Annotated in this window: 37 protein-coding genes and 3 tRNA genes; 24 read left to right on the top strand and 16 right to left on the bottom strand. The window is 33.0% G+C overall.

Annotation, left to right across the window (positions count from 1 at the left end; translation table 11 throughout):
- Window positions 1–11: 11 nt before the first annotated feature.
- The 5 genes from NMAR_RS00865 to NMAR_RS00885 all read left to right on the top strand — a co-directional run bounded on the left by NMAR_RS00865 (window position 12) and on the right by NMAR_RS00885 (window position 4,678).
- The gene (locus NMAR_RS00865) at window positions 12–938 is read left to right on the top strand and encodes an NAD-dependent epimerase/dehydratase family protein (RefSeq protein ID WP_012214551.1); all 927 of its coding nucleotides are present in this window, start codon (window positions 12–14) and stop codon (window positions 936–938) included.
- 13 nt (window positions 939–951) lie between these two features.
- Entirely contained in the window at window positions 952–1,989 is a 1,038-nt protein-coding gene (mtnA, locus tag NMAR_RS00870; RefSeq protein ID WP_012214552.1) for an S-methyl-5-thioribose-1-phosphate isomerase, read from the top strand.
- 26 nt (window positions 1,990–2,015) lie between these two features.
- Complete coding sequence (locus NMAR_RS00875) at window positions 2,016–3,002, top strand: Gfo/Idh/MocA family oxidoreductase (RefSeq protein ID WP_012214553.1); 987 nt, start codon at window positions 2,016–2,018, stop codon at window positions 3,000–3,002.
- Between the two features lie 6 nt (window positions 3,003–3,008).
- Window positions 3,009–3,968, top strand: a complete 960-nt coding sequence (locus NMAR_RS00880; protein WP_148680010.1) for a Gfo/Idh/MocA family protein — start codon at window positions 3,009–3,011, stop codon at window positions 3,966–3,968.
- A 71-nt stretch (window positions 3,969–4,039) separates the two neighbouring features.
- Complete coding sequence (locus NMAR_RS00885; RefSeq protein WP_012214555.1) at window positions 4,040–4,678, top strand: PqqD family peptide modification chaperone; 639 nt, start codon at window positions 4,040–4,042, stop codon at window positions 4,676–4,678.
- Window positions 4,679–4,680: 2 nt separating this feature from the next.
- On the opposite strand, the gene NMAR_RS00890 is transcribed toward NMAR_RS00885, so the two are convergent.
- Together NMAR_RS00890 and NMAR_RS00895 are read right to left on the bottom strand one after the other, a co-directional pair.
- Window positions 4,681–5,328, bottom strand: a complete 648-nt coding sequence (locus NMAR_RS00890) for an SDR family oxidoreductase (protein ID WP_012214556.1) — start codon at window positions 5,326–5,328, stop codon at window positions 4,681–4,683.
- A 26-nt stretch (window positions 5,329–5,354) separates the two neighbouring features.
- Entirely contained in the window at window positions 5,355–5,594 is a 240-nt protein-coding gene (locus NMAR_RS00895) for a hypothetical protein (protein ID WP_012214557.1), read from the bottom strand.
- Between the two features lie 118 nt (window positions 5,595–5,712).
- On the opposite strand from NMAR_RS00895, the gene NMAR_RS00900 reads away from it, so the two are divergent.
- Entirely contained in the window at window positions 5,713–6,306 is a 594-nt protein-coding gene (locus NMAR_RS00900) for a hypothetical protein (RefSeq protein WP_012214558.1), read from the top strand.
- On the opposite strand, the gene NMAR_RS00905 is transcribed toward NMAR_RS00900, so the two are convergent.
- Both NMAR_RS00905 and NMAR_RS00910 read right to left on the bottom strand, forming a co-directional pair.
- Window positions 6,270–6,761, bottom strand: coding sequence for a hypothetical protein (locus NMAR_RS00905; protein ID WP_012214559.1), 492 nt, complete (start codon window positions 6,759–6,761; stop codon window positions 6,270–6,272). The genes NMAR_RS00900 and NMAR_RS00905 overlap by 37 nt on opposite strands.
- A 42-nt stretch (window positions 6,762–6,803) precedes the next feature.
- Window positions 6,804–6,878 (bottom strand) — tRNA-Arg (locus NMAR_RS00910).
- Window positions 6,879–6,922: 44 nt separating this feature from the next.
- Between NMAR_RS00910 and NMAR_RS00915 the strand changes: the two genes are divergently transcribed.
- Window positions 6,923–8,098, top strand: coding sequence for a pyridoxal phosphate-dependent aminotransferase (locus tag NMAR_RS00915; protein ID WP_012214560.1), 1,176 nt, complete (start codon window positions 6,923–6,925; stop codon window positions 8,096–8,098).
- Here NMAR_RS00915 and NMAR_RS00920 read toward each other — a convergent pair.
- The 3 genes from NMAR_RS00920 to npdG are packed head-to-tail and all read right to left on the bottom strand — an operon-like array spanning window position 8,092 to window position 9,397.
- On the bottom strand, window positions 8,092–8,493 hold the full coding sequence (locus tag NMAR_RS00920) for a pyridoxamine 5'-phosphate oxidase family protein (RefSeq protein WP_012214561.1): 402 nt from the start codon (window positions 8,491–8,493) through the stop codon (window positions 8,092–8,094). The genes NMAR_RS00915 and NMAR_RS00920 overlap by 7 nt on opposite strands.
- The gene (locus NMAR_RS00925; RefSeq protein ID WP_012214562.1) at window positions 8,477–8,710 is read right to left on the bottom strand and encodes a hypothetical protein; all 234 of its coding nucleotides are present in this window, start codon (window positions 8,708–8,710) and stop codon (window positions 8,477–8,479) included. Before NMAR_RS00925 ends, NMAR_RS00920 begins: the two co-directional genes overlap by 17 nt.
- 15 nt (window positions 8,711–8,725) lie before the next feature.
- Window positions 8,726–9,397, bottom strand: a complete 672-nt coding sequence (npdG, locus tag NMAR_RS00930; RefSeq protein WP_012214563.1) for an NADPH-dependent F420 reductase — start codon at window positions 9,395–9,397, stop codon at window positions 8,726–8,728.
- Between the two features lie 51 nt (window positions 9,398–9,448).
- Between npdG and NMAR_RS00935 the strand changes: the two genes are divergently transcribed.
- From NMAR_RS00935 to NMAR_RS00960, 6 genes are read left to right on the top strand one after another with little or no spacing between them, the layout of a single operon-like run.
- Window positions 9,449–10,072: a histidine phosphatase family protein gene (locus tag NMAR_RS00935; RefSeq protein ID WP_012214564.1), complete on the top strand. Its 624-nt coding sequence runs from the start codon at window positions 9,449–9,451 to the stop codon at window positions 10,070–10,072.
- A gap of 55 nt (window positions 10,073–10,127) precedes the next feature.
- On the top strand, window positions 10,128–10,388 hold the full coding sequence (locus NMAR_RS00940; protein ID WP_012214565.1) for a cytochrome c oxidase subunit II: 261 nt from the start codon (window positions 10,128–10,130) through the stop codon (window positions 10,386–10,388).
- A 2-nt stretch (window positions 10,389–10,390) separates the two neighbouring features.
- Entirely contained in the window at window positions 10,391–10,822 is a 432-nt protein-coding gene (locus NMAR_RS00945; protein WP_012214566.1) for a cupredoxin domain-containing protein, read from the top strand.
- 37 nt (window positions 10,823–10,859) lie between these two features.
- Window positions 10,860–12,386, top strand: coding sequence for a cytochrome c oxidase subunit I (locus NMAR_RS00950; RefSeq protein WP_012214567.1), 1,527 nt, complete (start codon window positions 10,860–10,862; stop codon window positions 12,384–12,386).
- A gap of 12 nt (window positions 12,387–12,398) precedes the next feature.
- Window positions 12,399–13,346: a plastocyanin/azurin family copper-binding protein gene (locus tag NMAR_RS09620; RefSeq protein WP_012214568.1), complete on the top strand. Its 948-nt coding sequence runs from the start codon at window positions 12,399–12,401 to the stop codon at window positions 13,344–13,346.
- 7 nt (window positions 13,347–13,353) lie between these two features.
- The gene (locus NMAR_RS00960; RefSeq protein ID WP_148680011.1) at window positions 13,354–13,797 is read left to right on the top strand and encodes a COX15/CtaA family protein; all 444 of its coding nucleotides are present in this window, start codon (window positions 13,354–13,356) and stop codon (window positions 13,795–13,797) included.
- Here NMAR_RS00960 and NMAR_RS00965 read toward each other — a convergent pair.
- The gene (locus NMAR_RS00965; RefSeq protein ID WP_012214570.1) at window positions 13,787–14,311 is read right to left on the bottom strand and encodes a hypothetical protein; all 525 of its coding nucleotides are present in this window, start codon (window positions 14,309–14,311) and stop codon (window positions 13,787–13,789) included. The genes NMAR_RS00960 and NMAR_RS00965 overlap by 11 nt on opposite strands.
- A gap of 96 nt (window positions 14,312–14,407) precedes the next feature.
- Here NMAR_RS00965 and NMAR_RS00970 point away from each other — a divergent pair, with 96 nt between their 5' ends.
- From NMAR_RS00970 to NMAR_RS00980, 3 genes are all read left to right on the top strand, one after another.
- Window positions 14,408–15,004 carry an SRPBCC family protein gene (locus tag NMAR_RS00970; protein WP_012214571.1) on the top strand — a complete coding sequence of 199 codons (597 nt, stop codon included), beginning with the start codon at window positions 14,408–14,410 and terminating at the stop codon, window positions 15,002–15,004.
- A 65-nt stretch (window positions 15,005–15,069) separates the two neighbouring features.
- Window positions 15,070–15,143: transfer RNA gene (locus NMAR_RS00975), tRNA-Lys, on the top strand.
- A gap of 97 nt (window positions 15,144–15,240) precedes the next feature.
- On the top strand, window positions 15,241–17,037 hold the full coding sequence (locus NMAR_RS00980) for a sensor histidine kinase (RefSeq protein ID WP_012214572.1): 1,797 nt from the start codon (window positions 15,241–15,243) through the stop codon (window positions 17,035–17,037).
- On the opposite strand, the gene NMAR_RS00985 is transcribed toward NMAR_RS00980, so the two are convergent.
- Genes NMAR_RS00985 through NMAR_RS00990 form a run of 3 tightly spaced genes read right to left on the bottom strand, consistent with a single transcriptional unit; the run spans window position 17,038 to window position 18,748 of the window.
- Entirely contained in the window at window positions 17,038–17,592 is a 555-nt protein-coding gene (locus tag NMAR_RS00985) for a class I SAM-dependent methyltransferase (RefSeq protein ID WP_012214573.1), read from the bottom strand.
- A 38-nt stretch (window positions 17,593–17,630) separates the two neighbouring features.
- A complete protein-coding gene (locus NMAR_RS09625; protein ID WP_012214574.1) occupies window positions 17,631–17,792 on the bottom strand; it encodes a hypothetical protein in 162 nt (53 codons plus the stop codon).
- A 41-nt stretch (window positions 17,793–17,833) separates the two neighbouring features.
- Window positions 17,834–18,748, bottom strand: a complete 915-nt coding sequence (locus tag NMAR_RS00990) for a branched-chain amino acid transaminase (protein WP_012214575.1) — start codon at window positions 18,746–18,748, stop codon at window positions 17,834–17,836.
- Window positions 18,749–18,841: 93 nt separating this feature from the next.
- On the opposite strand from NMAR_RS00990, the gene NMAR_RS00995 reads away from it, so the two are divergent.
- Window positions 18,842–19,048 (top strand): hypothetical protein, encoded by a 207-nt coding sequence (locus tag NMAR_RS00995; RefSeq protein WP_148680012.1) that lies wholly within the window; start codon window positions 18,842–18,844, stop codon window positions 19,046–19,048.
- A 149-nt stretch (window positions 19,049–19,197) separates the two neighbouring features.
- Here NMAR_RS00995 and NMAR_RS01000 read toward each other — a convergent pair whose 3' ends face one another.
- Both NMAR_RS01000 and NMAR_RS01005 read right to left on the bottom strand, forming a co-directional pair.
- A complete protein-coding gene (locus NMAR_RS01000) occupies window positions 19,198–20,613 on the bottom strand; it encodes an amino acid kinase family protein (protein WP_012214576.1) in 1,416 nt (471 codons plus the stop codon).
- Between the two features lie 16 nt (window positions 20,614–20,629).
- The gene (locus NMAR_RS01005) at window positions 20,630–21,652 is read right to left on the bottom strand and encodes a glycosyltransferase (RefSeq protein ID WP_012214577.1); all 1,023 of its coding nucleotides are present in this window, start codon (window positions 21,650–21,652) and stop codon (window positions 20,630–20,632) included.
- Window positions 21,653–21,731: 79 nt separating this feature from the next.
- Between NMAR_RS01005 and NMAR_RS01010 the strand changes: the two genes are divergently transcribed.
- Window positions 21,732–21,806 (top strand) — tRNA-Val (locus NMAR_RS01010).
- An 18-nt stretch (window positions 21,807–21,824) separates the two neighbouring features.
- The gene (locus tag NMAR_RS01015) at window positions 21,825–22,106 is read left to right on the top strand and encodes a hypothetical protein (protein WP_012214578.1); all 282 of its coding nucleotides are present in this window, start codon (window positions 21,825–21,827) and stop codon (window positions 22,104–22,106) included.
- A 96-nt stretch (window positions 22,107–22,202) separates the two neighbouring features.
- Here NMAR_RS01015 and NMAR_RS01020 read toward each other — a convergent pair whose 3' ends face one another.
- A complete protein-coding gene (locus tag NMAR_RS01020; protein ID WP_012214579.1) occupies window positions 22,203–22,550 on the bottom strand; it encodes a hypothetical protein in 348 nt (115 codons plus the stop codon).
- Between the two features lie 130 nt (window positions 22,551–22,680).
- On the opposite strand from NMAR_RS01020, the gene NMAR_RS01025 reads away from it, so the two are divergent.
- Complete coding sequence (locus tag NMAR_RS01025) at window positions 22,681–23,046, top strand: hypothetical protein (RefSeq protein ID WP_012214580.1); 366 nt, start codon at window positions 22,681–22,683, stop codon at window positions 23,044–23,046.
- Between the two features lie 3 nt (window positions 23,047–23,049).
- Here the strand turns inward: NMAR_RS01025 and NMAR_RS01030 are convergent, their stop codons facing one another.
- Window positions 23,050–23,562, bottom strand: coding sequence for a hypothetical protein (locus NMAR_RS01030; RefSeq protein ID WP_012214581.1), 513 nt, complete (start codon window positions 23,560–23,562; stop codon window positions 23,050–23,052).
- Between the two features lie 60 nt (window positions 23,563–23,622).
- Here NMAR_RS01030 and NMAR_RS01035 point away from each other — a divergent pair, with 60 nt between their 5' ends.
- Complete coding sequence (locus NMAR_RS01035; RefSeq protein ID WP_012214582.1) at window positions 23,623–23,874, top strand: hypothetical protein; 252 nt, start codon at window positions 23,623–23,625, stop codon at window positions 23,872–23,874.
- A 37-nt stretch (window positions 23,875–23,911) separates the two neighbouring features.
- On the top strand, window positions 23,912–24,364 hold the full coding sequence (locus NMAR_RS01040) for a hypothetical protein (RefSeq protein WP_012214583.1): 453 nt from the start codon (window positions 23,912–23,914) through the stop codon (window positions 24,362–24,364).
- Here NMAR_RS01040 and NMAR_RS01045 read toward each other — a convergent pair.
- Entirely contained in the window at window positions 24,361–25,242 is an 882-nt protein-coding gene (locus NMAR_RS01045) for a radical SAM protein (RefSeq protein ID WP_012214584.1), read from the bottom strand. The genes NMAR_RS01040 and NMAR_RS01045 overlap by 4 nt on opposite strands.
- 99 nt (window positions 25,243–25,341) lie before the next feature.
- On the opposite strand from NMAR_RS01045, the gene NMAR_RS01050 reads away from it, so the two are divergent.
- Window positions 25,342–25,644 carry an ArsR/SmtB family transcription factor gene (locus NMAR_RS01050; protein ID WP_012214585.1) on the top strand — a complete coding sequence of 101 codons (303 nt, stop codon included), beginning with the start codon at window positions 25,342–25,344 and terminating at the stop codon, window positions 25,642–25,644.
- Window positions 25,645–25,669: 25 nt separating this feature from the next.
- The gene (locus tag NMAR_RS01055; protein ID WP_012214586.1) at window positions 25,670–25,954 is read left to right on the top strand and encodes a DUF8036 family membrane protein; all 285 of its coding nucleotides are present in this window, start codon (window positions 25,670–25,672) and stop codon (window positions 25,952–25,954) included.
- Window positions 25,955–25,983: the final 29 nt, after the last annotated feature.

Genomic DNA, 25,983 nt, shown 5'->3' on the forward strand with positions numbered 1-25,983 from the left:
GTGAAATCTGTATGAAAATTCTTGTAACTGGTGGAGCTGGATTTATTGGAAGGCACTTAATAAAAAAAATTAATAAAAAACATGAATTAATAATTTTTGAAAATTTTTCTAATAGTGATGAAAAAAATATTTCCTATTTATTAAATGATAAAACTAAATTAGTTAAAGGTGATCTAACTGATTTTTCTTTGATCAATTCTAGTTTATCTAATGTTGATCTTGTAATTCATCTAGCAGCAAAAATTGATATTTTGCAATCAATTGAGCATCCTGATCAAACACATAAAATCAATGTAGAAGGAAGTTTGAATCTTCTTCGAGCTTGTGTAAAAAATAATGTTAAAAATTTTATTGCTGCTTCTTCTGCAGCAGTATATGGTAATCCAAAACAAATTCCTGTAACAGAGTTTACAATTCCTAACCCTGTATCACCATATGGTGCTGATAAGATTGCTTTAGAATTCTATTTACGTGCTTTTTGTAATGCTTATGGAATTAATGGAATAGCATTAAGATTTTTTAATGTTTATGGACTTGGACAATCTAATGCTTATGCTGGAGTTATAACAAAATTCCTGAATCAAATTCATCAAACTAAACCATTAAGAATATTTGGAGATGGAAAAAACACTAGAGATTTTATTCATATTGATGATTTAGTAATGGGAATTGAACAGTCAATTTCAAACATATCAGGTAAAAGAGGAAGTGTTTACAATTTAGCAAGTGGCAAATCTGTATCTGTTAAAGAATTAGCTAAATTGATGCTAGAAATTTCAGACAAAAAATTAGAAATAAAATATGAATCTCCTAGAAAAGGTGATCTGCTTTATAGTTCTGCCTCAATTGATTTGGCCAAAAATGACCTTAGTTTTGTGCCTAAAATATCTCTAAAAGATGGAATTTCTAGTCTAATGAAGGAAATAAATTATCAATAGACAACTTGATTTTATGGTACTAAAAACTGTCGAATGGAAAAATAATAAAGTTGTAATGATTGATCAAACCAAACTTCCAAATGAATTGGTGTTTGTAGAGTTTGATGATTTTAATCAAGTTGCAGATGCCATAAAAAATCTTGTAGTTCGTGGTGCACCTGCTATTGGTGTCTCTGGTGCTTTTGGTTTAGCTTTAGCAGTTTTACAAAGTGATGCAGAAACCAAACAAGATTTAATTTCTTATCTAGAAAATGCTAGAAAAATTCTATTTGAAACAAGACCTACTGCAATTAATTTAGGATGGGGTCTTAACAAAATAATGGATGTTGCAAAACACTGTAACTCCATCCAAGAAATCAAAGAATCTGTAATTGCTGAAGCCAAAAAAATGGCTGAAGATGATATTGAAATTAATAAAACTATGGGAAAAAATGGCTCTGTTTTATTTGATAATAATGACACAATTATGACTCATTGCAATGCTGGAGCTCTTGCAACAGTGGCATATGGAACTGCGTTAGGAGTTATCCGAGCAACTAAAGAAAGTGGAAAGCAAGTCAAAGTAATAGCTACCGAAACACGACCTATTCAACAAGGTTCTAGATTAACAGCTTTTGAATTACAACATGATGGATTTGATGTAAGTTTGATTCCTGATACTGCAGTTGGATATTCTATGGCTAATGGATTGGTGAATAAGGTAGTGGTTGGTGCAGATAGAATTGTAAAGACTGGACATGTTTTTAATAAAATTGGTACCTATCAAGTTGCAACTATGGCTAAACAACATGGAATTCCATTTTATGTTGCAGCTCCTCTTTCAACTATAGATTTGAAAAGTAAAGCAGATGAAGTTATTATTGAAATGAGAAAAGGAAGTGAAGTTACGGGTATTGGTGATAAAAAAACTGCACCTGATGATGTTAATGTTATTAATCCTGCATTTGATATGACTCCTCCTGAACTAATTACTGGAATAATTACTGAAAAAGGAGTTGTCAGTTCACCATATGAAGAATCTATTCAAAAATTATTTGATGAAAACAATTAAAATTTATCCTCTATTTGAAATCTATAATGATTATGAAAAATATTATGGTTGTAGGTTGTGGTGGAGTAGGAAGTCGTCATTTACAATCTTTAGCAAAAATTGATTTACCTGTTAATCTATATGCTGTAGATCCTGATGAGAATTCTTTAAAAAATTCTAAAAAACTTTTTGATGAAATCCCTCAAAATCATAACATTAAACAAGTTAATTTTTTAAAAGAATTTCCAAAAGATGTGTTAAAATTTGATTTATGTATTATTGCAACTTCATCTAATGTAAGATTAAAAGTATTGAAAAATGTTATAACAAATTTTACTATTAAAAATTTAATTCTTGAAAAAGTTTTGTTTCAATCTATTGAAGAATTAGATGAAGCGGATAAAATTATTGATCAAAAGAAAATTAATTGTTGGGTTAATTGTTATAGAAGAGAAGAAAAATGTTGGATAAATATAAAGAAATTTTTTGAAAATAATTCTAACTCAAAATTATATTATGGAAATGCTGATTGGAGTATGTGCTGTAATACTATTCATATTGTAGATTTAGCTGTATGGCTTTTTGATAGTAAAGTAGAACAAATTGAAAATAAAGATATAGAAAATAAAATTTATACTTCTAAAAGAGATGGTTTTATCGAATTTAATGGCATTTTAAATGGATTTTTAAAAAATGGAACAAAATTAAAACTTGAATCAAACAATAAAATTCCATTTGAAAATGTAGAATTTGAAATTGTTACTGATACAAGAAAATTAAGAGTTAACGAAGCTAAAGGTGAGGGCTTTTTATCTAGAAAAGAAACTAATTGGATTCCTGAAAAATTTTCGTTTCATATACCATACCAAAGTGAAAAAACCCATAAAATTGCAAAGAAAATTCTAGAAACCGAAAAATGTAATCTAACTACTCTAAAAGAATCAGTGGAGATTCATAAACCCATTTTACTGAGTTTTCTTAATCATCTGAACAAAATTTCTGATAAAAAGTATTCATACTGTCCAATAACATAGAAAAAAATGAATAAATCAAAAATTATTTTAATTGGGACCTCCTCCATAATGGAATTTCATATTCAAGCTTTGAGAAAATCTGGTTTGAATCCTATTGCGATTGCTTCATCAAATCCAAACTCATTAACATATGAAAAATTTGCTAAAAAAAATAAAATCTCAAAAACATTTCAAAATTGGAAGGATATGGTGAAAAATGAAAACTATGATGGGATATTAATTGCAACTAAAATTGAATGTACTTTTGAAATTTTGAATTTCTGTTTAAAAAAAAATGTTCCTATTTTAGTTGAAAAACCAGTTGGTTTTAATTCTATAAAATTGAAAAAAATTATTCAAAAATCACATGGAATGGTGATGGTTGGTTATAATCGAAGATTTTACAAACCTATTAATTATTTGAAAAACCTTTTATTAAAAAATTGTAATCCAGTTATAGCAAATATGGTAGTTCCAGAAATTCCTGGAGAAAAAAATTTTTATTCAAATTCTACCCATAGTATAGATATCCTTAGATATATCTTTGGTGAAATAAAATTAGAATTTGTAAAAAAATTAATAAAAAATAATAAAATCTTGGGTTTTGTTGCTACTTTTTCAAATCAAAATCAAGACTTGATAAATTTTATTGGAAATTGGAATTCTTCTGACAACTTTTCATTATCTCTTTACCAAAATACTAAAAAATTTGAATTAAAACCATTTGAACAACTTAACATATTTGATGGAATTAAAATCATAGAGCCGACTAAAACAAATCCTATAAGACAATATGTTCCAAAATTACAAAAAACTATCACCTTGGATAAAATGGATGTACTCTTAAAACCCGGATTTTATTTACAGGCAAAAGCTTTTGCTAAACTCATTAAAACTAGGCAAAAAAATGATTATTCAGCTACGTTATCTGATGCTATGAAAAACCTCGAATTATGTGAGAAATTAATTGGGAAACTTAGAATCTAATCTTTAAAAAACTGTTAATTTGAGCTAATTTTTAAAAAGTTTTTATTGTTTTTCAAATTGCTTGTAACAATATGAGTACAGTTTCTCCACAAGCAATTGAAAATTCATTAAAACAATGTATGGATCCTGAAGTTCCACTAAATATTGTTGAGATGGGATTAATCTATGGAATTGATGTGGCAGAAAATAATGATGTTAATATCAAAATGACAATGACTACTCAAGGCTGTCCTCTTCATGAAACTCTAGTTTCTGATGCAACAAGATTTGTCAAAAAAGTTCCTGGAGTAAATAATGTCAATATTGAGATCGTATGGGACCCTCCCTGGTCAATGGATAAAATGTCTGAAGAGGCAAAAATTAAAATCAAAAACATGGGTGCTGGAATGAATACTCCTGCACCAATAAATTATGAAACTGCATTACCTCAAGGTGTTGGAAAACTAGTTCAACAAGAGGATGGTTCTATGGTATTAGCAAACGAACATGATCAAGGATTTATGGTAAATCAAGCAATAGTTGATTTTTGGAAATCATGTAATGGCCAACGTAAGGTTACTGATTTGGTTGAAATTTTTGCTCAACAAACAGGACTACAAAGAAACCAAGTTGAAAAAGAAGTCATGCAATTACTTCAACAATTACGTGATGGTGGACTAATTGCAATTGCTGGACAGCCAGATGCTCCAAATGTTGAATTTAAAAAATAATTTTAGAAAATATAGTTTGAATTTGCACCATCAAAGTTTATTGTAACACCTGACAAGTATTTTATTTTATTTTGAACAATTGACTTTACAAAATTTCCAATTTCATCAGGCTCTCCAAGTCTCTTCATAGGTAGTGATTTCTGATATTCTTCTACATTTTCTATTAATTCTTGAGTCCTGTCTGTGTTAATTGGTCCTGGAGCAATGTTAATACAACTAATTTGATTTTTAGCATATTCTTTACTTAATACTTTGAATATTTCTGCAAATGCTGCACGATATGCTGATGAAATTATTAATTTTGAATTTGGTTCTTTAATGACACTTGAACTAATTAGAAAAATATATCCTCCATTATTGATTTTGATATTTTGTAAAATTGTTACAAATCCTAGGAATAATTGGTTGTGATATAATTTCCAATCATCTTCTGTAATTGTTGCAAATGGTTTTGGTTCTGGACCGCCTGTATTTAGAACCAAAATATCTGTTTGATTATGATTTTTTAAAAATTCTCTCACACTGTCCAAATTTGATGTGTCAATGTCATTTTTTGATGCTGCAAAAACATCAATTTCTAATGATTTTAGTGATTCAGAGATTGCTTTTCCTATGCCTCTAGAACCCCCTAAAACAATTGCACTAGTCATAATATACTCAAAATATTCTTTGATAATTAAATTTCTTTAATCTCAGTTATTGTTCCTTGAACAGAATCCATCTTAATTATGGCTTTTTTTTCATCCCATCCTAATGCAACATACCAATCACCTGCATCTTCATGATATTTTGTTTCTAGAGTTTCAATGGTATCTGGAACTGCATTGTATTTTTTTGCAATGCCTGATACTGCAAGAGCTATTGCATCTTTTTCTTTTTCTAGTCTTCTTTTCATTAATCCTATTCCAGGACTCATAAAATTGCTAGATTGTTTTATCTAATATAGTTAATTCTAAAAATTAGCCACAAAGTTAATTTTTCCAACTTGATATTTTTACAAGATTTCAAATACTCCTTTTTTCAAGTGCGAATAAATGAGATTAATTCAACGAATTTCAAACTCTACACTTGTAAAATCTGGAAATCTTGTACATATCATATGTATTCTATCTGTAATTGGACCTGTCATTACAGTTTCAGCAGGATTTTGGGATGCAATATCTCATCTTCAAAAAGAACCTGAATTCTTCTGGAGTCCATCTCACATGATTGTATACACTGGGGTATCAATGACTGCAGTAGCTGCAGTACTAGGTGGCATGTTACTAATTCGAAAATCAGTTCATCGTTCTCTAAAAACTGGAATTAAACTAGTAATGATTGGCTCTGTTATTCAAATAATTTCAGGTTTTGGTGATTCGCTATCTCATGAAGTCTATGGAATTGATGGATTGATCTCTTGGTCTCATCAACCTTTAGAATTAGGACTTGTTCTTGGCTCCCTAGGTGGTCTGCTAATTTTAAAAAATAGAGAACACACTAAACTCAAACTGTTGTTACCTTTCTCAATTGTTACCTTTTTGTTCTTTACAATATGGCTAGGATTTAATCTTGTTCTAATCTTTGGACACACAATTCAATGTATTCCAGTCTATGAGATATTCTCATCAGGCTGTGCTATTTTGTAATTTTTTATTTTCAAATATGACATTACTATCATAGAAATAGATCCAACTAGAACCATTATTCCTGGTGGGATCATCTCTTTTGAATTTGTATTTCCAAATTCTACCTCTAAACTAACTTGATTTTTTGCCAAATTTGTGACTTTTACAGTATACTCTCCATTCCCAACAAAATCAAAATATCCTACTGACATTCTTGTTTGAATGACTTGCTCCTGAATGACATTGTCACTAATATCTAAAATTTGTACAAATACTTCTTCTCCTGTAAATTCTGGCATGTGGATTTTGTAAAATCCAATATCCGTACCTGTAACTTGTGACTTTATTTCAAAAGAACTTGTTTGTTTTAGGATTGTTTCATCATAATTCTTTTCAGTATTTGCAAAAATAATTGAAATCCAAACCATTCCAACAATTACCAAAACCAATCCAATCTTAAATGGCGATATTTTCACTTCATTTTTGTGGCAAACTATTTGCTTAATAAGATAATCTAAAGGGCTCGGAGGGCTTCGATCCCTCGACCTGGCGGTTCGAAGCCGCCCGCACTATCCAGGCTGTGCAACGAGTCCAAACAAGTAAGAATTTAACGGGCCTAAATATCTGTCTAGATACTTTGAAGGTATCAAAAAAAGTAGCAGGTGTAGAGTATGCAATTAGAGATATTGTTCTTGCAGCAAGAAAAGTGCAACAAAAAGGAATGCAAGTCGACTATCTCAATATTGGTGATCCTGTCCAATTTGGTTTTCAACCACCTGATAATGTCAAACAAGCTTTGATTGATGCAATTAACAATGGCGAAAATTACTATTCCACTTCTGAAGGACTTTTAGACTTGCGACAAGAGATTGCTAAAAAAGAAAATACCAAAGGATTGTCAATTTCTGCTGATGAGATTCTAGTTACAAATGGTGTCTCTGAAGGACTAGATATGGTGATTTCTTCAATTGTAGAAGAAGGAGATGAAGTACTTCTTCCAGGACCCTATTATCCTCCTTATGCTTCATATGTTAGACTGCATGGTGGGGTACCTGTAGAATTTGCAGTTGACTTGGATAATTCTACTCCTGATATTGATGATATAAAATCCAAAATCACTTCAAAGACTGTTGCCATCTGTTTGATTAGTCCAAACAATCCTACTGGTGTTGTATTTAATGAAAAATCTCTCAGAGAACTAGTAGATATTGCAAATCAACATAATCTCTACATAATTTGTGATGAGATTTATGATCAGATTGTCTTTGATGAAAAATTTGTTGGAATTGGTAAAGTTGCAGGAGATTCTCCCGTAATCGTTCTAAATGGTTTTTCTAAAGTCCACTTGATGTCTGGTTGGAGAATTGGCTATATTGCATTTAACAATTCACCAAAACTTGATGCAATAAGAGAAAATCTTCCTAAATTAGCTAGGGTGCGTATTGCAACAAGCCTGCCTATTCAACATGCTGCCTTGGAATCACTACGAGGTCCTCAAGACTATATCTCTAATTTTGTATCTGAAATCAAAAAACGTAGAGACTTGGTTGTAAAACGACTCAATGAAATGCCAGGATTATCTTGCCCAAATCCAAAAGGTTCTTTCTATGCATTTCCAAAAATTGAAGACAATAGATTTGGAACAGACAAAGAATTTGTTACAAAACTTTTGGAATCAAAAGGAGTGTTAACTGTACATGGCTCTGGATTTGGAGAACAATATGGAAGTGGTCATTTCAGACTAGTTTATCTTCCTAGTCTTGAAATTTTAGATTCTGCAATGAACAAGATTGAAGAGTTTGTTAGTCAGTAACTCCACACAGAAACCTTTTCAGGAATAATTTCTATAATACAATCAGTATCCTCTAGTAATTCTTTAGCTGATTTGTTTTCTATTGTCTTAAAATAACGTAAAAGAATTTTTTTTGCTATAGTTTTTACTTTCTTTTTTTCTGTGATTAGATTTGATTTTCCTTGTCCCATGACACCGTATATGTTAGGTGCATTAACTCCTGTATCAACACAAAAAGAAACTCTGTTGTTTTTCTTTAGATTCTTTGCTTTTTGAGTTCTGGTGTTTGTTCCTATGTGGAATTTTTTTCCACTATATCTGTACCACACAGGAACAATATGTGGAGTTTTGTTTTTTCCAATAGTTGCTAAACGCAAAATCTTTTGTGTTTTTAGAAATTCATCTTTTTTGTTCATGTTTTCTAAATCCTAATGCTATCATAAAAATACCAAATGCCAACATTGCCATAGAGACTTTTTCATTAGTAATTTCCCCATTAAACAAAAAATCTCCAACAAATTCTGGTCCCCATATCAGTAATTGTCTGATTAAAACAATTCCTGCCATAACAGAAAATAAAACGCCTATGGCAGTATACCAATTTCTGCCTCGCCTATAATACTCGTGGCTCATGATAAAAGAACAGACTTAGATAATTTTGATTCCGGGATTTTTTATTTTGTTTTGAATCATTGCATTGAGTAACAATGGAGTTGACATTTCTGCCAAGTATGATAGTTCTATTGGTCCCAAGTAAATTGATCTTAATCCCCTTATCTCATCAATTAGTGTATTCACAACACCTACTGCTTCTTTGTCATCTCCACAAACAAAAATGTCATAATCTAACTCTAAAGTTGGATTGACAAGTTTTTTCTCAGAGATTACATGAAATGCTGATACTAGTTTTGATTTATTCTTCATATGATTTGATACAAGTTTGTATGAGAATGGTTTGTTGTCTTTAATTGAAACACACTCAAACCCAACATCTGTTTTAGTCATTGGAACAATTGGTGATACTACAACACAATTGTCATTTACTTCTGGCAATATTCCAGAACACACTGAATCAATGTTCTCATATGGAATTGATAAAATTAACACATCACTTTCTTTTGCAACTGAAACATTGTCGTTTCCAGAAATACTTCCTTTAATTTCTCCAAATGCTTCTTTTGCCAAGTTTGTATATTCTACAGCTGATTCTGATGCTCTTGTAGCATCTCTAGAGCCAACTATTACATCATGATTTTGAGACCATCTTAATGCAAAACCTTTGCCCATTCCGCCTGTACCGCCAATAATTCCTACTTTCATGAATTAACTACAGATAATGTTATTATTATCTCTATTTGAATTTCGATTAGATTGGGCCAAATAATTTTCCTAAGACACGGTCAGGCAAAAAATAACACTGATAGAATATTGGCAGGTAGAACTGAAGGTGTGCCTTTAACTGATGTTGGTGAACAACAAGCACAACATACTGCTGAACTACTTGAACACATGAACATCTCTGCAATTTACTCTAGTCCTATCCAAAGAGCAAAACATACTGCAGAAATCGTTGGAAAACACAACTCTATTGATGTTACAATTGATGATCGATTAATTGAACTTGATATGGGAAAATTTACTGGCATGGCATATGATGAAATTTTTAATGATCATGGAAACGTCTTTATGAAATTCTATCAAGGTGATCTTGAAATTGCTCATAATGGAGTAGAAACTTTTGATGAAGTCAAAAAAAGAGTTTTAGGAATTGTAGACCATGTAATTGAAAATCATCCTAATCAAAATGTTGTATTGGTTACTCATATGGATCCTATCAAGGCAATGTTGTCTACAGTAGTGGATCTATCGCCTACTAACCTCTTTGAGTTAATCATAGCAAATGCGTCTCTGAATCTCTTCAGGGAGAACAATCGAAAGTTCTCGATTTCCGGACTTAACGTAATGCACCCAACACGTTTCGATCAAGGTTGGTAGCTAATAATCTTGAAAACCCTTAAATAGAAATCAAAGGTCACGACATTCATTCACTATGAAGGGTATAGTCGGGTTATTCTTAGTATTGGCAGTTATGGTAATAGTTCCTGCAGTAGAATACGCATTTGCTGCAGGTGATGAACCTGGTGAATATCTTGATCGTAGAGTAGTAATTTGGAACTTATTCTTTAGAATGATGACTATTGCATTTGTTGTAGGTGCAGTTGTATCAGGTACTATGATTTGGCAAGTTTGGAGATTTAGAGAATCTCATCCAAAAGCAAAACCAACACCATATGAGGGGACTGACTGGTAGAAATGGGTGGACATTCTAACTGGCCTGAATGGATTTACGTTGGTGTTGTAATTGCTATCATGTGTTGGGTTGGTGCTGAAGCTTGGGAAGCAGAAAGACTAGTTGAGCATGTCCCTGAAGGTGCTGAAATTATCAAAGTAACCGGACAACAATGGTTCTGGACTTTTGAACATGAAGATGGTACTAAAGAAATTGGTGAATTACATGTTGAAAAAGGCAAAGCCTACAAATTTGAAATTCATTCAACTGATGTAAATCACTCTTTTAACATTCACGATTATGTTGTTTTAATGGATGCAATTCCTGGTAGAGTTAACACTGTATGGTTTGCACCAACTGATGTTGGAGAACATGATATTCAATGTAGAGAATATTGTGGATTAATTCACTATAACATGCGTGGAACGTTAATTGTGGAGGAACCACACTCTTGATAACGCTTTTATCCGAATCACTGGAGGGAATTAACTAATGGTTCTGGAATTACAAAAACCACGTCCAATTTGGCAAATAATGTTCTCAACACATCACACTGATGTTGGTTTACTTTATCTTATCATGTCACTAGGATTCTTGTTCTTGGGTGGTGCGTTAGCACTTGCAATTAGAGCTGAATTATTCTTGCCAGGTGCACAAATCATTGGTGATGCAATGACCTTTAACAGAATCTTTACAGTTCACGGAACTACTCTTATCTTCTTGTTTATCATACCATTTGCATCTGCTGTTGGTAACTACTTTGTTCCAATTATGGTCAGATACAAAGACATGGCTTATCCAAAACTCAATGCAATTGCATTTTGGATGATTCCTCCATCAGGAGCACTCATCTGGTTAGGCTTTGCAGACTTTACTTGGTATGCAACTCCTCCATATTCTATTATCAGTGCTCCAGGTCCAGCAGCAGACATGTGGATCTTTGGACTAAAGATTTTAGGTGTATCTTCAGTTCTTGGTGCAATCAACTTTGTCGTTACAATTCTCAAATGTAAACACCCAGACATGTCAATTGGTCAAGTACCGCTATTGGCTTGGTCCTTCTTGTCATCATCATTAATCATCCTTGTTGCAATTCCAACATTTGCAGCAGCACTGTTGATGTTGTTAACTGACAGACTCGGTGTAACTGGATTCTTTAATCCCGCAATGGGAGGAGATCCAATTGCATATGCACACTTGTTCTGGTTTACATTCCATCCAGAAGTATACGTTCTTGTCATTCCAGCTATTGGTATGATGTATGAAATTATTCCAAGATTCTCAAGAAAACCAATTTACAGTTTCAACTCTGGTATCTTTGCCTTTGTACTATTATCTATTGTTGGTTTCTCATCATGGGCTCACCACATGTATGCAACTGGAATGTCCTTTACAGAAAAGACTGTATTCATGGTAGGAACTCTTGCAGCAGTTCCAGCATCTGCAATGCACGTCTATAACTTCATTGCAACAATGTGGAATGGTAGAATCAAGTTCTCAACTCCAATGATGTGGGCTGTTGGCGGAATTGCATTATTCTTCTCAGCAGGTGCAGGTGGTGTAGCAAATGCTGCAATGCCATTAGACTTTACAACTCACGATACTTACTGGGTAGTTGGACACTTCCATCTCTTTGTGATGGGAACTATTGCATTTGGTTCAATCGGATTCCTTTACTACATGTACCCATATGTTACAGGCAGAATGTACAATGAAGCCATGGGTAAGATTCACTTCTTCTTATCATTTATAGGAACAATTTTGGTATTCTTTACTCAACACGTACTTGGATTATATGGAATGCCAAGAAGAATATTTGATTATCCACCAATCCCAGAATGGATTGCAATGAACCAAATTGCATCAATTGGTGCAATGGTAATTGGTGTCAGTATGGTTGTCTTTTTGGTTAACATGGTTTACAGCGCTGGAAAAGGAGAACCTGCAAACCCAGAGGATCCATTTGGTGTTGGAGGCAAATACTATTATCCGTTCGAGTCAAAGAACCCATCACATTAGGAGATTAATGAAATGACTGAAAATCAATACTATCTAACAACCCCTGCAAGAACAGGAAAAATGATGGCAATTATGCTAGGTATTTGTATTGTAGGTGGAGCAATCTTCTTTTCACTTTGGGATTATTGGATTTCAGAACCTGCCCCAGTTGTTGCAATGATGGGAGGTGATTCTACACCAACTGCAGTTGCAGTTCACACTGGTGCAACCATTACATCTGATCTTTCATTTATCGAATCTTCTGACTTTATCACTTTAGCATTTAATGCATTACCTGGTGAACCTGGTAACAACCCAACAATCAACATGGAAGTTGGTGACAAAGTAATCTTTAACGTAGTAAATGATGGTGTATCATTCCACTCCTTTGGTGTTACAGCAGACACTGAGGGCTTTGGAGGAATTTTCCCAGGAAGTGAAGTTGCAAGTCCAGCAAATCCTCTAAAATCAGGTGAAGGTGGAACTTCAGAATTTATCGCAGGTGAAGAAGGCGTATTCTATTACATTTGTACAGTTCCTGGTCACAGAGAACAAGGAATGGTTGGAAAAATCATTGTAGGTGACGCCGAGGTTCCAGAAGAAGTTGTTGAAGCCGTACCAGAACCAATGGCAACTGAACCAGCCGAAGAAAAGGCTCCTGTTTCAACTGAACCAGTTGCATATGATGGTCCAATATCCCTCCCAGAAGGCTCTGGAGTTCCTGGATGTCAGGAAACAAATGAATGCTATATCCCATATCATGTAACAGCACCAGCAGGAACCGAGATTGTTTGGTCAAATGATGACACTGCTGCTCATACTGTTACAAGCGGTTCTCCTGCAGATGGTCCTGATGGAATATTTGACAGTAGTATACTTGCTGGAGGTTTAACATTCTCTGTAACCCTTGATGAACCAGGTGAATATCCTTACTATTGTATAGTTCATCCTTGGATGGTTGGCAACATCACAATAGAATAGAAAAATTTTGGCTATCCAATATCTTGCTCTAGCAACAATGATTGTATTGTATTCACTTATGTTCTTAGGTGGATATATTTCAGCAGCTGGATTGGGACTAACTTGTCCTGAATGGCCATTATGTCCAAATGGTGTAATGCCATCTGAAGAATATCTTATTGAATGGATTCATAGATTGGCAGCTGCTACTACAGGTGTTTTGGTTATTGCAACTATGGTTGCAAGCTTTCTCAACAAAAGAGCTGATACAAAAATTAAAGTTACAAGTACACTTGCAACAGTATTTGTTATTACCCAAATTACACTTGGTGCACTAGTAATTGACACAAAACTTCATGCGGTTCTAGTTGCAATTCACTTGGGAATTGGAATATTGTTATTCTCAATGGTATTGTTAACTGCCTTGTTTGCCTTTAGAATTTCACGAGAATCCCAAGAGATCAAAGTCTAGATTTTTTGAAAATTTTTGGCATATAGATGTACAAGAATACTCCTGTCATCGATAGTGCTCCTATAGTAATTGCAATGATGAAAATCTGCCCAAACGGACTCTGAGTACCCATGTTAAACTTGAAGGAAAGTGGTTCGGGATTATTTGGCATATCGTACAAGTATACATCTACAATATGATTTCCTGAATTTCTCCATACATAATCAAAGTCCCAATGGGATCCCTCTACTGATGTAGGTTGTATGGCATCCACTTGTTTTCCATTATAGAATATTTTCATTCCCATTGTGAATCTATCAACATCTTCATAATCAAATCCTTCAGTCACTTTTACCAAAAATTGAGATGGCTCTCCGATCTGTGGAAATTCTGGGGCAGTTGCGACTTGGACTCTGTATCCTCCATTAGACTGCTCTGCAGAATTGAACATGGAGTGGGCAAATGCATCACCTAGTCCTGGAATTGAAAAAAGTATCAAAAAAGATAGGATCAAAACTGATCGCTTTTTTGCCATATGGAATAATATTGGAATTAGACGAATATATTGTAACTAGATTCCCTTCGGAAATCTTCAAAACCTTTAAATCCTTATTGGCAAGACATTGAATCGTTGACCCTCGTAACAAAATCAATCGATATTAAGACACCTGTTGAGAATGTCTTTACCTACTTTGCAAGACCAGAACATGTTTCTGATCAAATCAAAACTGATGCAGTAGGTATGACAGTAGTTCCTATGGATATTAAGGAAGGAATGGGTGTAGGTACAACCTTTAGAATTATCGGTGACTTTAGCGGTAAACGTTTAGAGTGGGATTGTGAGACAACCGAATTTGTTAGAAATGAGAAAATTACTGCAAAACAAATTGAAGGTCCATTCAAGAAATGGCAAATCACTAATGAGTTCAAATCATTAGGAAATAACCTCACAAGAGTTACAATGTCAGTAGATTATGAAATGCCATTTGGTCCACTAGGAGCAATTATGGATAAAGCAAAGTTTGCAAAATCTGCTGAGAGAGGAATGGAAACTGCCCTTTACAACGTTAGAGGTTTGTTAGAAGGAAATGGTTCAATTCCAGTATACATCACACTCGAAGCATACCAAAAACTTCTTGCCGAAAAGAAAAAGATGAATGATGTTCCAGTTTCAACTGCACTAACTGCAATCATTGAAAAATACAATGAAATTGAAGCTAAAGCATAAAACATAATTTTCCTTTATTTTCCAAACTTAAGATTAATAACAACTCTAGGCATACCATTTTTGGTGGGTCTATGGCGCAGCCAGGTAGCGCACAGGACTCTTAATCCTGCTGTCGTGGGTTCGAATCCCTCTAGACCCGCTATTATCAGTTGTTTTTTCAGAAGTATATTTTTTCTAAATGTAGTTACAAAAATCTTCTTATACATTTGGAATACTTTTAGTTCAAGTGTTAAAGTATGAATGAAAATTCTACCCTTACAGAAAATGTGTTCTTTAAACAAAGTCATATTTTGCTCATGTTAATCTTAACGTTAGTATTTTTTACTGGACTATACCAACTAAGACCTTTTTTAGATGATTCTCAATTTTCATGGATAACTATCCCTACCTACACTATTCTTCCTGCATTACTTTCAGGATATGCTTTTGTCTTAGCAATTCGATTATACAAACAACAAAATTTTCAAGCAAAAGCTTTTCTCGTGTTTGCAATTGGTTCTCTTTCTTGGTTTATAGCTGAACTGATTTGGTTAATGTACGAACAAGTTTGGATGAGGGATCCATTTCCATCCGAAGCTGATATTTTTTATATTGCAGCCTATCCACTCATAACTTTATTTTTATTCATTTTACTAAAACCTATTTTTAAATCAATCAGCAAAAATGCTTGGTTATTTTCGATAGCTTTGTCTTTTTCTTTATTCATACCTTCTATCTTGGTTGCATATGATGATATTCAAGGGGATGAAGTGTTTGCAGTTTCAATTGCACTTGCATATCCTGCAATGTCTTCTGTCCAATTGGTTCCGGCACTTCTTGGTCTCTTTTACCTTGGTAAAAAGGCTGCAAATTTTTCGTGGATATTGTTTTTATTTGGAATTATTGTTTATAGCATATCCGACACATTCTTTCTATTTGCAGAATTAGATGGCTCATATTATGATGGTCATCCTGTCGATTTACTCTATGTCTATAGTTATGTTTTATTGATTTTTGCACTTCTCGTTCGTTGGAAATTTGCGAATCAACCAACTGAAAAAAATCAAGAGATGTTTTTTTCTGAACATGTAAAATTTGAAACCATTACAAAATTTGGCATTCCTTTAACCTTGGCAATTATCGCAATGGTGATTTTCATCATTATGATTCAGGCAATTTTTATTCAATCTAATGAACAAATTTCACTATTCAATATTGTAATTGGAATTGTTGGCATGTTGAGTGTTTTTACCGCCATGATAGTAATTTTGAATAAAAATCTCACAAAACTTGTACATATACGTACTGAAGAACTTGAAGAACAAAAAAGTAATTTAGAAAATCTTGTTGAAGAAAAAACACAGGAAATACTAAAACAAGAACGTCTTTCTGCAATCGGTGAATTATCTGGACGTCTTGCACATGATCTTAGAAATCCATTATCTATAATGAAATTGTCTGTGGAATTGTTAAAAAAACAACCATCCGATAGAACTTTTTCTGATGCAGATGTACAAAAACGCCTTGACTTAATTGATAAAAGCATAACTAGAATTTCTCACCAAGTTGATGATGTCTTAGGATATGTTAGAAATTCTCCTCTAAGATTAGCAAACTCTTCAGTTCATGAACTTTTAAAAACTTCTATAGAAAAAATTAACGTTCCATCTAATGTAAAAATCATCATCTCTGAAAAGGATGTGAACATCAATTGTGATCCTGTAAAAATTGATGCTGTCTTTATTAATTTCCTAATTAATTCAATTCAAGCACTGTCTGATAACGGTGGTAAAATTACTATAGACATAAGTGAAACCGATGACAAAGTAAAATTAGAATTCTCTGATTCTGGTCCTGGAATTCCAGAAGATATTATTGATAATGTCTTTGAACCTCTTTTTACCACTAAGCAGAAGGGTACTGGTTTAGGTTTGGCAAGTTGTAAAAATATTGTTGAACTGCATCAAGGAACTATTTCTGTCAAGAATAATCCTACAACATTTACTATAGAAATGCCAAAGTTGTTGTCTCAAGATAATAAAATTGAAACTTAATTAGATCTTTTTTAGTAGCACAAATCGTTTTTTCTCAGGTTCAATATCCTCATGCATATCCACATCACTCACAATTCTTACTTTGTAATTCATCCACCGTTTGACCATATTGCGAGATGTTTGATTCTCATCAATTTTTTCTTCTATGTTGCTATATTTCTCACAATTCATGACATATTTTCCTGCCACTCTATACATCTCTGAAATCCCTTTTTCTAGTATATCTTCATCTAAATAATTCAATAACCCATGAGTAAAAACAAAATCTATTGATGAATCTTCAAATGGTAAATCTGTAATGCTTCCTTTTTTAAAATTAGCAACTGGGAATTTTTCTTTTGCCATGTCTAATGCATATTCATTTAGATCAACTCCATGAATTTGAAATGTATCTGGAAATAATCTTAAATCAATTCCAGTCCCACATCCAATTTCTAAAACACTTGTACATCGTAACGATATTGCAAGATCTTTTGTAAATTTTGCAAATTCTTCATTATACCTTGATTCATTCTCATCTGCATATTTTCTCCAAAAACTTTCATCATAATTCATGGATTTTTTTGAGATATAGCTGTATTTGATACTAATTGTTAGCAATTACATTTGCATGGAATGAGTTTTGTATCAAACGTACAGTCATGAGGACCATCTGATTTTCCTTGAGTGGGAATTTCCTTCATGCAATCTTCATGACGACCTTTTCTGCAAAACCAACAAATTTCTTGTGTGTCTCCGGTTGCACATGAATCCATAATCTCTATGTATTTTTGTGGGTAAAAAACCTCTTGGAATTTTAGATGTATGTCAACCAAGGCAAGAATCTTTCATCTTTGCCCATAACTACATCCGTAAATGACTTCTGTAGTGCTTTTGTAATATGGCCCATCTTTCCATTACCGATTTTTACTTTGTCAATCTGTGTTACGGATTTTACTTCAGCAGCAGTACCTGTCATGAATATTTCATCTGCAGCATACAGATCATCTCTTTCCAAATCTCGTTCAATAACAAATCCACCATTTTCTTCAATGATTTGTATGACACTATCTCTTGTTATTCCTTCTAATCCTCCTGCAGACAATGGAGGTGTTTGAATAATGTCATCTTTTACAACAAAGATGTTCTCGGCACTACCTTCGGCAACTTTTCCGTGCCAATTCAACATGATTGCTTCATCATATCCGTTCTCTAATGCTTCCATTCTAGCTAATGCTGCATTTGCATAGTTTGATGCTGCTTTTGCTTGTGTTGGTTGAGATCTGGAATCAATCTTTATCCAACTTGATACTTTACATTTTGCTCCTGAGAATTTCCCTGCTTTTGATTCACCCATCTTCCACTCCCAACATGAAATAGAAGCATCTACTTTGTTTTGTGTTGGAGTTAAACCCATTGTTCCATATCCATAGTATGCTAGTGGTCTAATGTAACACTCTTTGAGTCCACTTGCCTTTACTGTTTTGATGATTCCATCAGAAATTTCTTTTTTTGAAAACTGCATTTTCATGGAATACAATTTTGCTGATTTGAAGAATCTATCTACGTGTTCTGGTAGTCTGAAAATGGCAGAACCATTTGGCGTATTATAACATCTGATTCCTTCAAAGATTGATGTAGAATAATGTAATGCATGAGTTAGAACATGAACTTTGGCATCCTTGAATGGTACTAATTTTCCATTCATCCAGATTTTTCCAACTTCTTTCATAGGAGAGGAAAAAAACTATGCTAATTTAAAGAATTATCTTTTGATGCAATTTCTAGTATGAAACTACATATCTGACTAGACTCAAATTGTGATGTGGAGTGGACTTTGGGATATATTGCAATTGCACTACTTGTTATTGGGTTAATTGGTCAGGCATTTGAAATGAGAAAAATTCGTCAAACTACTTACAGAGATGAACAGCTAGGCTCGCCAACAATTTTTACAAATAAGAAAAATTTCAAATGGTATGGAATTCTTGGTGTTGGAATAATTCTATGGTATTTTGCTGAGCGTATGTAATCTGATCTATATAGATCAGCTCTAAATAGTAGCAAATGCAAAGTATAGTATCGCGTGTTTAGGGTAACGCCGGACTGAATCTAGATAATGGTCCAAGAACAAACCCTTGATGGCGCTACTGGTGTGAAAACCCGTGCGCCACACTTTCACTAAATAAAATTAATTTCTGAAATCTCTTGGTGTATTGCACTGATTGCTTTTCTAATGTTGTCTTTTGTATCTTCTACAACAATAATTATTCTTGAAGTTTCTTCTTGTGCATCCATATTCAAAATATTCAATCCTGCCTCACCAATCTTTGCACTTGTTCTGGATGCAACTTGTTGAACTCTCCACATTTCATCCCCGATTAATGTGATGACTCCTCTGTTGTATGTTATTGTTGCAAGAGAATCAAATCCTAACAAGTATTTTTCATTTCTTTTAACATAATCTCCATCCAAAAATAATATTCTTGAAAATTCTATACCATCTTTTGTAAATGGAGATAAAATCACAAATTCACTGTAACGCTTGTCTTTGTCTAATGATGTCAGTAATTTTTGTATTGAGTTTGTTTCTATTCTAAAAATTGCACAATTTTCTTTTCCTGTAACAATTTTGATAGGATGACCTTTTTGTTCGTCTAAAATTCTCTTTATTGTGGTAATTTTATCTGGATTTTTCATATTTGTAACTGTAATTGGCATATCGACACCATTTTCAACAATCTCTTTAATTGCTATTGGATCTAGTATCTTCATTCCAAACATTCCTGCAAGTCTTGCTTCATTGTATGATAATTGATGAACTTCTCTTAATCCTGATTCAACAATTTTTGGATCAGCTGAAACTACTGCACTATCTTTTTCAAAATCAATACTAGTTTCATAACTTTTATGAAATAAAATGCCTAGATCTGCTGCAGTACGATCAGAGCCTCCACGCTCATATGTAGTTGTAACATTATCTACTGTTTTTCCAATGAATCCTCCTATTGTAACCACCTCGTTTTGTTCTACCAATTCTGCAGTTTTGTCCATTTTTGTGCGAGATTCTGATGTAAGAAAATTTGTTGATTCTATGTTGTTATCTGTGATAATAGGCCAATCCTCAAAATCCACGGTTTCTGCTTTGATCTTATTGCTTCTTAGAATGTAGTTCATTACATGTGACATCAAAATCTCTCCTGAGAATGCCAGTGCGCGTGAACGAACTTCATCAACAAACTCTTTGCTTTCAAATGCCTCATCTAGTGCTTTTTTTGCCTTTTCAAGATTCTGTTCAATTACATTTTCACATTTTCCTTTATTTTCATCATCAACTAACTCTAAAATTTTCTCATATGTTGATTTGATTATATCTAATGATGGCGTTACGCCATTTTCAGCATTTCTTCCTTGTTCTAACATTACATCTGTTAGAGAACGTTTTTTCCCATTATCTAATGTCAAAGGGGCTGAAAAAACTGCAATAACTTTGGAGTCTTGTTTTAGATTAGTGATTCTTTGAATGATTTCTGGAATAGATACTCCATTGGGACCTATTGCACTACCTCCAAATTTTGCTACTACCAGCTTTGTCATAGTACTTTAACAAAAATCAATAGTTATCTATTAAGCTTTGAATGATTTTTGCAGCTTTTACTGCACCTTCGGTATTGACTTTATTTCTCTTTTCTTCTAATTTTGATAGAATTAACTTGTCAAGTCTTTTGATATCTTCAAAAACAAATCCTTGTTCTTTCGCATTATCCTCTTGTTCAAAATGACCTTTAATTGGAATGAATATTGCGGGCGTACCATATGCATTAGCCTCATCAATTGTTGATTTTCCTGCAAGTGAAATTAACACATCAGCTGCAAAAATTATTTCATGCAAATTTTCTACAAATCCCAAATTTTCTACATTCTCAAATTTTTTTTCAACTGATGGACCTGAAACTAGTACAATTTTAACATCTTGATTGATTTTTGTAATTGCCTCTAGTGCTTTTTCAATTAAAAACAATCCTGCATCAGTTCCACCAATTGAAATAACAATTGTTTTTTTATCAAATGAAAATTTTTCTCGTAATTGTTCTCTAGTGTGATCTGTTTGTCGTACTATGGGTCCTACTCTTTGTATGTTGTCTTGTGCATCACCTATTTCTGGCAATATGACAATTTCACATTTTTTTATGATCTCTTGCATTGATTTATTCATCTTTTTTTCGATAAATGATGCTAGACCTTTTGTAAAATGTGTCTCTAAAATATCAGTAACCAAAATAGTTGGAATTTTCATTTCTTGAGCTACTGTTAGTGAAGCAAAATCCTCATCACTAATCACAATATTAGATCTATTTTTTTCTAAAATATTTCGTGAAATGTTTTTACAATCTTTATAGTATTGATAGTAATTCCAAAGCCATTTTGCAGGACTTTTCAATGTACCATTCTCAACAATGAATGATGGTGGATGATATACATCATCAACCTGAATTTCTAATTTCTTTAGAATTTTAGCAGCACCACTACCTGTAACAAAATTAGTTGTAATATTTTGGAAATTATTCTTGATTGCAATATCTCTTGTTACATGACCTAATCCTATTGGACTAGAAAAAAAATTTACAAGAACCACAAAATTGCTGTTTTTTTATCAAATTTTTAGATTCTGACCTTTCTCAAAGTTTAAATGGTTTTTAACAACGTTGGTTTCTGGGCCCATAGTCCAGGTCGGTTATGACGTCGCCCTTACACGGCGAAGATCCGGGGTTCAAATCCCCGTGGGCCCATATTTTCAAATCTTATTAATGATAATTGGTATCATTATATGGTTCATTTTGGCAAAAAGAAGAATTCGAACTGGTCGGGGTACAAGAATAATTGAAGTTGATGACAACGATTCTGCTTGGGCAGGAAATGATTTCAAAAAACTTCAAGATGCAAGAAAAAAAGCAGCTTCTGACAAGTATATCACTGTAGGTAGAGGAACTGGTAAAATCAAATTCGGTGATATTGAAAGCACACCAACAAAATCCACTAAAGGTATGTGGGTGAGTTCAGGTAGAGGAACTGGAAAAAGAAAACTCTGATAGTCGATACAAACCAATCAATGAATGTACATTGCTTAGATAATCTTATCCAAGATTTTAAAATAAAAAATTCATTAAAAAAATTTTGATTGTAAGCTACTTGAAAGAACGTACTTTTCTAACAACTTTGTTATGATCTAGAGAAGCAGTTGTAGTGATATACAGAATATGGTTTTTTCCAGCAGGAATAACTAGTCTCTTGACTTTGTCATATTCTGCAACAACATATTTGCATGGTCCCAAACTTCTCATCAGTTTTTTTCGTTGCTTCCAATCTTTTGCTGCAGCTTTTAATGATGCCACACTTTGTTTTTTTGACACCAAAAGATTTACCTTCTTAGAACGTGCTGAGTACAGTAATTTGCCTTTGAGATCACAGACACTTACTACTCTTACAGAAGGACTGACTTTCAAAATTTTTTCAACAGCATTCTGAATTTCCATAATTGTTAGAAATCATTCTAGATGATAAGATTTTCTAAATTCATTTAAAATGTAGATTTTGAACATTTTTTTAAAAAACTGTGCCTGATTTGATTTTTCACTTTAATAATTCCTGTTTTATAGAAAATTATTGGATTATGAAAAATTCTGCTCTCAGATTTTAGATGCTGATCCTAAAATTCGATTTGCTACCGTGTATGATGAATGGGCAGTTCATGTGGGTGGTGGTATGAGAGAAGGTGTAAAAAACTTGCTTTCAGACCATGCCGAAAAAGAACTGGTAAATTTATCCATACTAGATTGGAAAGCCCGTAAAGATATGTCAAAATGGCTTGGAAAAACTATCTACACTCTTGGTGAATATGATAAGGTTAAACGATTCTCATTTTATCTTGGTGATGATCATCTACTTCTTGTAAGTACTGAAAAAGATGACGATACTAATGTTGTAGTTGATGAAGTTATTCGATTATATTATGAAAATCAAGATAAATAATATTCATCCTATTTTACAACAACTTTTACTTTGTAATCCTCTTGCAATCCAATAAATAGAAAATATCAATACTCCTACTGAAACAAATTTCAATTCTAATCCTTGCATTGGGAATAATGATAATCCTCCAATTGCACCTAAAATTACTGCAAGTGGTGCTGTACATGCAGGACATCCTGGAGTAAATGCTGCAAATGCTCCTCCTAAAACTGCTGATGAGTTAGTCTTTACTGAATTCACCATCTTCATTCTTTTCATTTTAAATGCCATCATTGCAAAATTGATACCAGCTAACGCTGATATTACAACTGTTAATGTAATTGATGTTGCAATGTATGATGGAGATATTTCTACTGCTACATCAAAATGTGAAGGAAGCATTGACATTGTTAAAAAATAATAGATGAAGCCCAGTGCTGTTCCACTAATTATTGCAATTGTGGCATATCTTTTCATGCCTAAAACATTTTGAATTAATTGTAACTTGCTTACCAAACAAGATATTTTACGATTCATTATATTTTAACTATATTTCTATAATCAAAGATTTTTAGCCTTAAACTACTTAGAATCATTATGACCGAATTTTCTTCTGAGGAAAAAATAATCTTGATTCAATATGGAATCAAAAAATATGAGGATGAAGCCACTTTACTTGAGAAATTAAAAAGCATACTTTCTGAAAAAGACATTCAGCGAAATATAGATACCCTGATTGGAACTCAAAGAGTCAGACGTATTGGTCCTGAAATTCTTCAAAATAATGAAAGCCATACGGAATTACCAGAATTACCAGACAATCTCAAGCCTGTAATTGATAGCTTGTAAGTAAAAATCTTAAATTGACCTCTGGTTAATTTTTGATATGAATCGAATAATTTTATTTTCTAGTATTTTTGTTATGGCAATCTTTTTGTCATTATCTGTAGATTCAGCTTTTGCACATCCTCATTCTGGTCAAATAATGGTTAATGATCATACACATACATCCCAAACAGAAATCATTCCATTTAATGGGATGATGGGACTAGAAAAATCAACACTTGTTTTCCATGCCCCTGAAAATAACGATTTACCATGGGGATTTGTAGAAGGAAAGATTGCAAATCATGTTGAGGGATATCCAGTTATTATTCAGATTTTCCAAAATAATGATGCTGTTCACTTTGCTCAAACTGATGTAGGAGAAGATGGTACCTACGAATACAAATTCAGAGTTTTACACTCTGAAAACGGTGATACAAAGAAAATCTTTGATGGGGACTATTCTGTAACTATCTTCAAAGTAGTGTATATTTACCAAGAAAATTTTATCTAGAATCCTCTTAATCCTTGAGGACGCATAATTTCTGGATGTTGCTTCATCCATTCTATCTTATCTAACATTTCTTGTTTATCTTGAGGAAATGTACCTTTGATTGTATATGCATTTGAGCCATGGTTTGCTCTAAAAACAATCTCATCTGTGGTATCAATTTGTTCAATCAAACTTTGTAATTCTTCTAATGATTCATCATCATTAATTCTCACAAATTCCCCTTGGTACTTGTCAAGAAATTCTTGCTTTATTCCATTTTCTAAATAAAGAGTTAATGCACCTACATAATTTGGTGAACAAGCACTAATTACTTCAGCAGTGCCTTTGATATGTTCTTTAGAATATTTTCTACCTCCCAAACCTAAAATCACCATACATGACATAACATAACCTGCATCTTTTGCTTTGTTGACTGATTTAATGATAGTTTTTCCAATTGCTCCTTTTGTTACTTTTTTTAAAACAATATCTGAACCACTCTCAATTCCCAAATAAAACATGTCAAGACCTGCTTCATTCATCTTCTTTAATTCCTCAGAAGTTTTCTTTAGAATATTCATGGGCATTGCATAACAAGAAATTCTTTCAATCTTTGAGAACTTCTCTCTAATGTATTTTACAATTTTTATCATGTATTCAGAGTCAAGATTTAATGCATCTCCATCTGCAAGAAAAACTCTTCTGGTATCTGGCAAATATTTTGCCATCATATCAATTTCTGATTTTACTTCATCCCATGGTCTTTCAGAATATTCTTTTGATCTGTACATATCACAAAATGAACATTCGTTAAATGAACAACCTAACGTGACTTGAAAAATTAATGACCTTGCTTCTGAAGGAGGTCTGTATAGTGGTGCATCATAATTTAACATCATTTTTATTTCAGCTATTTTTGGACAATTATGTTTTTTATACTTTGGTTAACTTAACACAAAATACCTTTTAGTGGTAGGCGAGAAGATTTTGCATTCATTATGGCAAATGATCCTGATGCAAAACGATTACTCTGGTTCATTTTTGCTGGTTCTCGAGGAGGACTGACTAGATTAAAAATTATTTCAAAATTAAAAGAAAACCCACTAAACACTAACCAATTGGCAAATGAGCTAGGTCTAGATTACAAAGCGATTCAGCATCATATCAAAGTTCTTGAGAAAAATAATTTGATTACAAAAACAGGTGAAAAATATGGAATTATGTTTTTCATTTCTACCTTTCTTGAAGTAAATATGGAGACATTTGATAAAATTGAGGAAAAATTGGATAAAAGTAAATAAAAGCTCAAGAGGTGTTTTTCTCTAAATGGAGCCTACATCTCTGATTTTGTCAATTGTCTCAATTATCAATATGGGGATATTGGGAATTTTGATTGCAATATTTGGAAATATGTATGGAAAAACAAGAGCTCAACTCCCACTTGGAATGATTGTTGTTGCAGCTATGTTGTTTTTGCATAATGTTGTTGGTGCAATGGCTTATTTCTCAATGGAACATCTATTTTCTAATGAAATATTCCCATACATGTTAGGAGTTGGTGTTGCTGAGTTGGTAGGATTGATAATATTCTTAAAAATCACTTTGGACTAATCTTAGTTTAATTGTAACAAAATCTGTCA

The organism is Nitrosopumilus maritimus SCM1 (assembly GCF_000018465.1).
GTDB classification, from domain to species: Archaea; Thermoproteota; Nitrososphaeria; order Nitrososphaerales; family Nitrosopumilaceae; genus Nitrosopumilus; species Nitrosopumilus maritimus.